Origin of the sequence: Streptomyces sp. NPDC048424 (assembly GCF_040651555.1) — a bacterium.
Lineage (GTDB): Bacteria > Actinomycetota > Actinomycetes > Streptomycetales > Streptomycetaceae > Streptomyces.
In genome coordinates this window covers 247,297-256,646 of the sequence record NZ_JBEZKE010000011.1, presented here as the reverse complement: position 1 = coordinate 256,646, position 9,350 = coordinate 247,297, and the positions used below count along the sequence as shown (strand labels likewise).

Below are 9,350 nucleotides of genomic sequence, written 5' to 3'. Positions count from 1 at the left end.
GCGGGCACGATGGGCGCCGAGGACGTGCTCCACGACCTCGGGGCGATCGGCATCACCTCCTCCGACGCCCAGGGCATGGGCCGCGCGGGGGAGACGATCCGCCGCACCTTCGCCATGGCCGCCAAGATGAAGGGCGAGCTCGGCCCCCTCGCCGGTGACGGCGAGGGCGACGACAACGCCCGCGTGCTGCGCTACATGGCCAAGCTGACCATCAACCCGGCGATCGCCCACGGCCTGGCCCACGAGATCGGCTCCATCGAGGTCGGCAAGCTCGCCGACATCGTGCTGTGGCGCCCCGCGTTCTTCGGCGCCAAGCCCCAACTCGTCCTCAAGTCCGGCTTCCCCGCGTACGGAGTCACCGGCGACCCCAACGCCGCCACCGACTGCTGTGAGCCGCTCGTCCTGGGCCCGCTGTTCGGCGCCCACGGCGCCGCCCCCGCGGACCTCTCGGTGGCGTTCGTCAGCCGCGCCGCGGCCGAGTCGGGTTCCTTCGGAGCCCCGTACGACACCCTGGGCACCCGGCGGCGCCGCGTCGCCGTGCGGGGGACCCGGGGCATCGGCCCCAAGGACATGGTCGCCAACGCCCGGCTGGGAGAAGTCGACGTGAACCCCCGGACCGGCCTCGTCACGCTCGACGGGGAACCCCTGCGCTCCGAGCCCGCGCAGGAGGTCTCCCTCAACCGCCTGTACTTCCTCTGACCATCAAACCCTTGACTGAATTTTCAGTTAAGTGGAAGATTCCGTCCACGAAAGAAATGAGACTTCCGATGGCTGAATACCGTATGCCCGCCGAGTGGTCCGAGCACCAGGGCTGCCTGATGGCCTGGCCCACCCGCGAGGACCTGTGGGGAAGCGTGCTGGCCGACGTCAAGGAGGAGTACGCGGAGGTCGCCCGAGCCATCGCACAGTTCGAGCCGGTGACGATGGTCGCCCCGCCCGGCCACGGCGGCGAGGCTCGTGAGCGCTGTGGCGACGGCATCACCGTCATCGAGCTGCCGCTCGACGACTCCTGGTTCCGCGACTGCGCCCCGCTCTTCGTCCTCGACGCCGACGGCAATCGCGCCGGCGTCGACTTCCGCTTCAACGCCTGGGGCGGCAAGCACCACCCGTTCGACGCCGACGACCGCGTCAGCGCCCTGCTGCTGGAGCACGTCGGGGTCGACCGCATCGCCTCCGACATGATCCTCGAAGGCGGCGCGATCACCGTCGACGGCGAGGGCACCCTGATCACCACCGAGCAGTGCCTGCTGCACCCCAACCGCAACCCCGGCATGAGCCGCGACGAGATCGAGGCCGAGCTGAAGGCCCGGCTCGGCGTCACCAAGGTCATCTGGCTTCCGTACGGCGGCCTCCTCGACACCGAGACCGACGGCCACGTGGACGGCGTCTGCGCCTTCGCCGCGCCCGGCACGGTCGTCGTCTCCCTGCCCGACAACCCGAACCACCCCGACTACGCCCGGATGCGCGCCAACCGTGCGGTGCTCGAAGCCGCCACCGACGCCCGGGGCCGGCGGCTGGAGATCATCGACGTGCCGCAGACGGCCTTCGCCGACGTCGCCGACGGCGAGATCGAGGTGTCCTACCTGAACTACTACGTGGCCAACGGCGGCGTCGTCGTCCCGGTGGCCGACCTCGCCCAGGACGAGGACGCCCTCGCCGTCATCGCCTCCGCCCACCCCGGCCGCAAGGTCGTCGGCGTACGGGCGCTCGCCATCGCGTTCGGCGGCGGCGGGGTCCACTGCATCACCCAGCAGATCCCCGCCGCACGCACCGGTGCGCACGCCGCCGGCTGACCCGGGCACCCGCCGTTCCCGGCGGACCGGCCCGGAGCCACCCGGCGGTCCGCTCGCTCCTCCCCCGCACCCCTCACGGAAAAGAGAGCGCGACGATGACCACCTCTCCACCCCGCACGGCAAGACGCCCCCGCCGTCGCCGCCGCCACGCGGTCCTCACCAGTGCCGTCCTGACCGCCCTCGCCCTGCTCGCGGCCTGCGCGGGCCCGCCCAAGGGCGACACGGGCGACGTCACCGACGTCCACCTCTCCGCGACCACGCCCCCGGCCCGCGGCGAGATCGACTCCTTCAACTGGGCCGTCTACGCCGAACCGCCCACCCTCGACTACACGGTGGCGTTCGACTACCCGCAGAACACCATCCTGTCCAACGTGTGCGAGAGCCTGATGCGCTGGACCCCGGCGCTCACCACCGAGCCCGGGCTCGCCCAGAAGGCGTCCAACCCCGACCCCACCACCTGGGTCTACGACCTGCGCCCCGGCGTGCGCTTCCACGACGGCAAGGAGATGACCGCCGACGACGTGGTCTTCAGCCTCGGCCGGCAGATGAACCCCGACAACGCCGCCGCCTGGGCCCAGGTCTTCCAGAACGTCTCCGCCGTCACCAAGAGCGGCCCGCTCCAGGTCACCGTCAAGCTCAAGAAGCCCGACTCCCAGTTCCCGCAGTACATGGCGACCGCGGCCGGCGTGGTGGCCTCCAAGGCCGGCGTCGAGGCGGCGGGCGAGGACTACGGCACCGCCGGCGGGCTCGCCTGCACCGGCCCCTTCGAACTCGGCACGTGGAACAAGGGCCAGTCGATCGAACTCAATCGCTTCGACGGCTACTGGGGCACCAAGGCCAAGTCGAAGAAGACCGTCTTCCGCGTACTGACCGACCCGTCCGCCCGCACCAACGCCATGCTCAGCGGCGAGGTCGACGGCGGCTACCTGATCCCCACCGAGAGCTACGCCCGCCTGCGCGGCAGCGGCACGGGCACCCTCTACTTCGGCGAGGGCCTGAGCACGGTCAACGTCAACATCACCAACATGGAGGGCCCCCTCGGCGACGTCCGCGTCCGCCGGGCCCTGTCCCTGGCGCTCGACCGCACCGGATTCGTCAAGGCCGGACTCGGGGGCGCGGGCACCGTCACCAACTCCCTCACCACCAGGGCCGCGTGGGCCACCGCCCCCGAGCGCACCCTGAAGACGGCCTTCGACAGCCTCCCGCCCTCCGGCCAGGACGTCGAGAAGGCCAAGGCCCTGATCCAGGAGGCCGGGGCCACCGGCAAGACCCTGACCATGGCCACCAGTTCCATAGGCCAGGACGTCTCCCTCCTCGCCACCGCCGTCCAGGCGGCCGGTACGCAGATCGGCCTGGACGTCCGGCTGAAGACCATCGCCCCCAACGCCTTCACCGCACTGTTCACCGACCCCCAGGCGCGCGAGGGCATCGACATGTTCCCGCTCACCTACTACGACTCGATCACCGACCCGCTCGACCTCCTGGCGAACTTCAAGACCGGCGCCTACATGAACTTCGCCGGCTACAGCGACCCCCAGTACGACCAGCTCGTCGACCAGGCCACCGGCATCTACCCGGTCGAGCAGCGGATGGACATCGAGGCGAAGCTCCAGCACCAGGCCTCCGAGCAGCTGCTGTGGATCCCCGTGGCGGAGTGGCCGACCGCGCTGTTCCTGGGCAAGCGGATCACGGGAGCGCCCACCACGATCTCGTACATGTACTACCCGTGGGCCGCCGACGTGGGGGCCGCACAGTGAGCTTCGCCCGCTTCGCCGTACGACGGGTGGCGGAAATGGCCGCCACCCTCCTCACCGCCTCGTTCGTGGTCTTCGGCGCCATGTACCTGGCCCCGGGCAGCCCGGCGAGCTTCCTGCTCGCCGGCCGGTCGGCCTCCCCGGAGGCCCTGGCCTCGATCAACGCCCAGTACCACCTGGACGACCCCTTCCTCACCCGCTACCTCCGCTGGCTCGGGGACGTGCTCCAGGGGGACTTCGGGCGCTCGATCACCTACCGCACCGATGTCTCGCGGCTCCTGGCGGACCGGCTCCCCGTGACCCTGCTGCTGATCACCATGGCCCTCGTCGTGGTCGTGGCGATCGGCCTGCTGCTCGGCCGGACCGCCGCCGTCCGGGGCGGGGCCACCGACTCCGCCATCCTGGTCACCACCACGTTCGCCGTCGGCACCCCGTCGTTCGTCGCGGCCGTCCTCCTCCAGGGCCTGTTCGCCGTACAGCTGGGGTGGTTCCCCAGCAGCGGCGCCGGCGAGGGCTTCGCGGACATGCTCTGGCACCTCGCGCTCCCCGCGGTCGCCCTCGCGCTCTACCTGATCGGCATGCTCGCCCGCGTCACCCGCTCCGCGATGCTCGAAGCCCTCGACAGCGAGCACGTCACCGTCGCCCGCAGCCGCGGCGTCCCGGAGCGCCAGGTCATCCGCCGTCACGTCTTCCGCAACTCCCTCGGGACCGTCCTGACCACCGGCGGACTGATCGTCTCCACCCTCCTGGTGTGCACCATCCTGGTCGAGACCGCCTTCAGCATCGGCGGCATCGGCCAGCTCCTCGAACTGTCCACCACCACCAAGGACTTTCCGACCGTCCAGGCGATCTCCCTGATCATCGTCGCCCTCTTCATGATCGTGAACCTGCTCGTGGACCTGCTGCTGCCCCTGGTCGACCCCCGGGTCACCCTCGGAACGAGGGGAGCCGCCGCATGAGCGCCGTACTCGTCCGCCGCCCCGGCCTCTCCCGGATCCGAGCCACCGGCTCCCCGCTCCACCTCCTCTGCCTGGGTCTCGTCGCCCTCGTCGTCCTCGCCGCACTGCTCGCCCCCTGGGTGGTGCCGCAGGACCCCAACGCCGTCGATCTGGGCAACGCCCTCGCCGGGCCCTCCGCCGCGCACCCGCTCGGCGTGGACGCCGCCGGCCGCGACACGCTCTCCCGGCTGCTGCTGGGCGCGCGCACCTCCCTCCTCGGCCCGCTGGGCGTCGTCGCCTTCTCCACCGTGGCGGGCATCGCCATCGGCATGGCCGCCGCCTGGCGCGGCGGCTGGCTCGACTCCGTCCTGTCCCGCAGCACGGAACTGGTCTTCGCCTTCCCCGGCATGCTGCTGGCCATCCTGATCATCTCCGTCTACGGCGAGGGCCTGCTCGCCCCCGTCATCGCGCTGGCCGTCGCCTACCTGCCCTACGTCAGCCGCCTCACCCGCTCCCTCGTGCTCGCCGAGCGCACCCGCCCGTACGTGAGCGCCTACCAGGTCCAGGGCCACTCGGCCGTGCAGATCTGCCTGCGCCACGTCCTGCCCAACATCGCCCCCGTCGTCCTCGCCCAGTCCACCATCAACTTCGGCTACGCCCTGATGGACCTCGCCGGGCTGTCGTTCCTCGGGCTCGGCGTTCCGGCGCTCACCCCCGACTGGGGCCGCATGGTCTTCGACGGACAGACCGCCATCCAGCACGGCTACCCGCTGTCCGCGATCCTGCCCTGCCTCTTCATCGTGCTGACCGTCGTCGCGTTCAACGTGGTGGGCGAGCGGTGGGCCGACCGCGTAGCCAGGAGGACCCCATGAACCCGACGCGACAGGCGCCCCCGGCGCACCCCGCGCGCCCGGCCCGCACGCTCGACATCCAAGGGTTGAGGGTCACCCTCCCCGGCACCGCCCGGCCCGTCCTCGACGGCGTCGACCTCACCGTCGCCGCCGGCGAGACCGTCGCCCTGGTCGGCGAATCCGGGTCCGGCAAGACCCTCACCTCCCGCAGCGCACTGCGCCTGCTGCCACCCGGCGCGGTCGTCGAAGGCACCGTCCTGGTCGAGGGCCACGACGTGCTCGCCATGGACACCGGCCGGCTGCGCGACGTACGGGCCGGCACGGTCGCCATGGTCTTCCAGGACCCGCGCGCCGCGGTCAACCCCCTGCGCCGCATCGGCGACTTCCTCACCGAGAGCGTCACCCTCACCGGAGTCATGACCCGGACCGGGGCCACGGCCCGGGCGGTCGAGCTCCTGCGGGCCGTGGGCCTGGACGACTCCGTCCTGCGCAAGTACCCCGGCCAGGTCTCCGGCGGCATGCTCCAGCGCGTCGTGATCGCGGCGGCCCTGATGGGGGACCCCGCGCTCCTGCTGGCCGACGAGCCCACCACGGCCCTGGACGTCAGCAGCCAGGCCGAGGTCATCGCCCTCCTGGCCACGCTGCGCGAACGCTTCGGCACCGGGCTGCTGTTCGTCACCCACGACCTCGACCTCGCCGCCGCCATCAGCGACCGCGTCTACGTCATGTACGCCGGCCGGATCGCGGAGTCCGGCCCGGCCGAGGTCCTCTTCACCCGCCCCCGGCACCCGTACACGGCGGCCCTCCTCGCCTCCACCCCGCGGATGGAGGGCCCGCGGGGCAGGCTCGCCGCGATCGAGGGCCAGCCACCGGACCTGCGGGAACCCCTGCACGGCTGTGCCTTCGCGGCCCGCTGCCCGCTCGCCACGGAGGTCTGCGACCAGCGGGCCCCGCTGCCGTCCGCGGCCCCGGGCCGGCCGGACCACCAGGCGGCCTGCCACCACAGCGACCTGCTCGAAGGGAGCGTCGTCGATGCCTGAGAACGTACTGGAGGTCAAAGGGCTGAGCCGCTCCTTCGGGGCCGTCCGCGCGGTGGACGACGTGTCCTTCGCCCTCCCCGAGGGCGGATCGCTGGGCATCGTCGGCGAGTCCGGCTCCGGCAAGACCACCACCGCCCGCATCATCGTCGGCCTGGAGCGCGCCGACGGGGGAGAGGTCCTGGTCCGCGGCCGTTCCCGGACCGGGCACAGTCGCGGCCGGGCCGCGCGTCTGGCCCGCGCCCGCGAGATCCAGATGGTCTTCCAGGACCCGTACCTCTCCCTCGATCCGCGCACCAGCGTCGAAGCGGCCCTGCGGGAGACCCTGACCCTGCACTTCCCCGGCCGCGACCACGCGAAGCGCGTACGCGAACTGCTCGACCAGGTGGGCCTGGGCACCCCCGCCGCCGACGCCCTGCCGCGCCGCCTGTCCGGCGGGCAGCGCCAGCGCGTCGCCATCGCCCGGGCGCTCGCCGTCGAACCGGCCGTACTCGTCCTCGACGAGGCCGTCGCCGCGCTCGACGTCTCCGTGCAGGCGCAGATCCTCAACCTGCTGGCCGATGTCAGGGAGCAGACCGGGATCGCGTTCCTGTTCATCACCCACGACCTCGGGGTGGTGCGGTGCGTGACCGACGAGATCGTCGTGATGCGGCACGGGGCCGTGGTGGAACAGGGCGGCAGGCAGGAGGTGCTCGCCGCGCCCGGGCATCCGTACACCCGGCTGCTGCTGGAGTCCGTGCCCCGTCCGGGGTGGGATCCGGCGGCGATCGCAGCGGCCCGGCGGGCGCTGTAGCGGGCTTACGGGCTTACGGGCTTACGGGCTTACGGGCATGCGGGCTTACGGGCATGCGGGCTTACGGGCATGCGGGCGGGCGCGGGCGCTCCGCGGCCCGGGTCAGGTGCCGGCGGCGAGCGTACGGATCAGGGTGCGCAGCACCGGCCCGGAGTCGACCTCGGAGCCCAGTGACTCCGCCGCGGCCAGGCCGTCCACGGCGGCGGCCACCGCTTCGCCCAGCAGGCGCGGGTCGACGTCACCGCCCCGTTCCTCGGCCAGGACCTGGAACAGGGTGACGAAGCAGCCGCGCCAGCGCCGGTACTCCGCCTCCAGGCACTCGCGGACCCGGGCGTCGTTCAGGGCGTGCCAGTGCAACGCCGAGTGGAGGTGGGAGAGTTCCGCGCCCTCGGGCCGGCCCAGCAGCTCGACCACGCGCTCGGCCCGCTCGGCGAACGACCCCGGAGCGGCGGCCGCCTCCTCCAGGGGGTGGATCCACTCGGGGCGGATGTCCTCGACGACCGCCAGCACGAGGTCGGTCCGGTCCTGGAAGTGGTAGTGGCACATCCCGTGCGAAACACCGGACAGGGCCGCCACGTTGCGGGTGGTGAACCGTTCGCTCATCCCGCCCGCCAGCAGGGTCCGCGCGGCGGTGATCAGCCGTGCCCGGGTCTGCTCGCCCTTCGCCGAGGCCCGGGGCCGCCCCGTGCGGGCAGGGGCGGCGGGCGGGTTGGAGTTCTTCGCGGAAGCGGCCATGGCGTCACTCTAACGAGCCCGCGCATCGCCACCTGCGGCTTTCCGTGATCCACCGGAATGACCCCGTCCAAACTATTGACCGAGCGCTTGGCCAGTTTTAGCTTTCCGGTCAACCCCGCAGTCGGCGCGGGAAGTTGACCCCCCAAGGAGCCCCTCATGAAGGATCACGCAGTGAACCCGCCCGGTGCGGGCCTGGACCGGCGCAGATTCCTGGCAGCGGCGGGACTGACCGCCGCGGCCGCCGCCCTCGCGGCCACCGAGGGACGGGCGCGGGCCGAGGTCCGCCCGGCCGCCGCCGCGGCGGGCACGTTCCGGGTACCGATCGAGGACGTCCGCCACACGCGCACCTGGATGGCCTGGCCGGACAGCACCTCCATCTGGGGCAACACCCTCAGCGGGGTCCAGTCCGACATCGCGCTCATCGCCCGCACCATCGCCAAGTACGAGCCGGTCTACATCTGCGCCAACTCCGGCAGCGCCGCCAAGGCCCGTTCCCTGTGCGGATCCACCGTCACCGTCGTCACCACCATCCCCGTCGACGACTGCTGGATGCGCGACACCGGACCCGTCTTCCGCACGGACGGGGCCGGTGGCATGGACGCGGTCGGCCTGAACTTCAACGGCTGGGGCAAGAAGCAGACCCACTCCAAGGACGCCCTGGTCGCCGGCCGGATCGCCGCCTACCTCGGCGTCCCCTTCACCGCCGCCGGCCTGGTGGGCGAGGGCGGCGCGGTCGAGCAGGACGGCGCGGGCACCCTGATGGCCACCCGCAGCAGCCTCGTGAACCGCAACCGCAACCCCAACATGTCGCAGAGCCAGATCGAGGCGGCGCTGCGCACCGCCTACGGCGCCTCCAAGGTGATCTGGTTCGACGGCGTCGTCGGCCAGGACATCACCGACGACCACGTCGACGCGACCTCCCGCTTCCTCGCCCCCGGGAAGGCACTCGTCCAGATGCCGCTGGCCTCGGACAACGACGTCTACGCCAAGGACGCGCGCCAGCAGTACCAGATCCTGTCCGCGGCCACGACCGCGGGCGGCGCCCGGATGACCGTCGAGAAGCTCCAGGGCCCCGACTACTACGAGATCCGCTCCACCAACCCGGACTTCCTCGCCTCCTACGCCAACTACTACGTGTGCAACGGCGCCGTCATCAGCGGTCAGTTCGGCGACACCCAGGCCGACGCCGCGGCGCGCGCCACGCTGACCCGTCTCTTCCCCGGCCGCGTCGTGGAACGGCTCAACATCGACCGCCTCGGCGCCGGTGGCGGCGGCATCCACTGCGTCACCCAGCAGCAGCCGGTGCCGTAACCGCCCGGCGGCAGGCCGGCGGCCGCGCGCCCACGCGCGTCCGCCGGCCTGCCGCAGCCACCCGACCGCCGAGGGAGCCGAGATCTCGCGCGATGGTGACGGTCGGCACGGCCCGCGAGCCCGCTGCGGGTCGCCGGG

9 protein-coding genes are annotated in these 9,350 nt (G+C 72.3%); 8 read left to right on the top strand and 1 reads right to left on the bottom strand.

What is annotated here, in order from left to right; translation table 11 throughout:
* From AB0D29_RS18835 to AB0D29_RS18805, 7 genes are all read left to right on the top strand, one after another.
* On the top strand, positions 1–699 hold a 699-nt coding region (locus AB0D29_RS18835; protein ID WP_362855461.1), incomplete at its 5' end, for an amidohydrolase family protein.
* Between the two features lie 68 nt (positions 700–767).
* Positions 768–1,793 carry an agmatine deiminase family protein gene (locus tag AB0D29_RS18830; RefSeq protein ID WP_362855460.1) on the top strand — a complete coding sequence of 342 codons (1,026 nt, stop codon included), beginning with the start codon at positions 768–770 and terminating at the stop codon, positions 1,791–1,793.
* A 95-nt stretch (positions 1,794–1,888) separates the two neighbouring features.
* Positions 1,889–3,550, top strand: a complete 1,662-nt coding sequence (locus AB0D29_RS18825; RefSeq protein WP_362855459.1) for an ABC transporter substrate-binding protein — start codon at positions 1,889–1,891, stop codon at positions 3,548–3,550.
* Positions 3,547–4,506 (top strand): ABC transporter permease, encoded by a 960-nt coding sequence (locus tag AB0D29_RS18820; protein WP_362855458.1) that lies wholly within the window; start codon positions 3,547–3,549, stop codon positions 4,504–4,506. The genes AB0D29_RS18825 and AB0D29_RS18820 overlap by 4 nt, the downstream gene beginning before the upstream one ends.
* Complete coding sequence (locus AB0D29_RS18815) at positions 4,503–5,357, top strand: ABC transporter permease (RefSeq protein ID WP_351292498.1); 855 nt, start codon at positions 4,503–4,505, stop codon at positions 5,355–5,357. Before AB0D29_RS18820 ends, AB0D29_RS18815 begins: the two co-directional genes overlap by 4 nt.
* Entirely contained in the window at positions 5,354–6,376 is a 1,023-nt protein-coding gene (locus AB0D29_RS18810) for an ABC transporter ATP-binding protein (protein ID WP_362855455.1), read from the top strand. The genes AB0D29_RS18815 and AB0D29_RS18810 overlap by 4 nt, the downstream gene beginning before the upstream one ends.
* Entirely contained in the window at positions 6,369–7,166 is a 798-nt protein-coding gene (locus AB0D29_RS18805) for an ABC transporter ATP-binding protein (protein ID WP_362855454.1), read from the top strand. Before AB0D29_RS18810 ends, AB0D29_RS18805 begins: the two co-directional genes overlap by 8 nt.
* 102 nt (positions 7,167–7,268) lie before the next feature.
* On the opposite strand, the gene AB0D29_RS18800 is transcribed toward AB0D29_RS18805, so the two are convergent.
* Positions 7,269–7,901, bottom strand: a complete 633-nt coding sequence (locus AB0D29_RS18800) for a TetR/AcrR family transcriptional regulator (protein WP_362855452.1) — start codon at positions 7,899–7,901, stop codon at positions 7,269–7,271.
* Between the two features lie 156 nt (positions 7,902–8,057).
* On the opposite strand from AB0D29_RS18800, the gene AB0D29_RS18795 reads away from it, so the two are divergent.
* Positions 8,058–9,212, top strand: a complete 1,155-nt coding sequence (locus AB0D29_RS18795) for an agmatine deiminase family protein (protein WP_362855451.1) — start codon at positions 8,058–8,060, stop codon at positions 9,210–9,212.
* The last annotated feature ends 138 nt before the right edge of the window (positions 9,213–9,350 follow it).

Excerpts from the sequence above, each read along its gene's own strand:
- AB0D29_RS18830 (WP_362855460.1), top strand. The coding sequence starts at position 768 with ATGGCTGAATACCGTATGCCCGCCGAGTGGTCCGAGCACCAGGGCTGC.
- AB0D29_RS18825 (WP_362855459.1), top strand. The coding sequence starts at position 1,889 with ATGACCACCTCTCCACCCCGCACGGCAAGACGCCCCCGCCGTCGCCGC.
- AB0D29_RS18815 (WP_351292498.1), top strand. The coding sequence starts at position 4,503 with ATGAGCGCCGTACTCGTCCGCCGCCCCGGCCTCTCCCGGATCCGAGCC.
- AB0D29_RS18810 (WP_362855455.1), top strand. The coding sequence starts at position 5,354 with ATGAACCCGACGCGACAGGCGCCCCCGGCGCACCCCGCGCGCCCGGCC.
- AB0D29_RS18805 (WP_362855454.1), top strand. The coding sequence starts at position 6,369 with ATGCCTGAGAACGTACTGGAGGTCAAAGGGCTGAGCCGCTCCTTCGGG.
- AB0D29_RS18800 (WP_362855452.1), bottom strand. The coding sequence starts at position 7,901 with ATGGCCGCTTCCGCGAAGAACTCCAACCCGCCCGCCGCCCCTGCCCGC.
- AB0D29_RS18795 (WP_362855451.1), top strand. The coding sequence starts at position 8,058 with ATGAAGGATCACGCAGTGAACCCGCCCGGTGCGGGCCTGGACCGGCGC.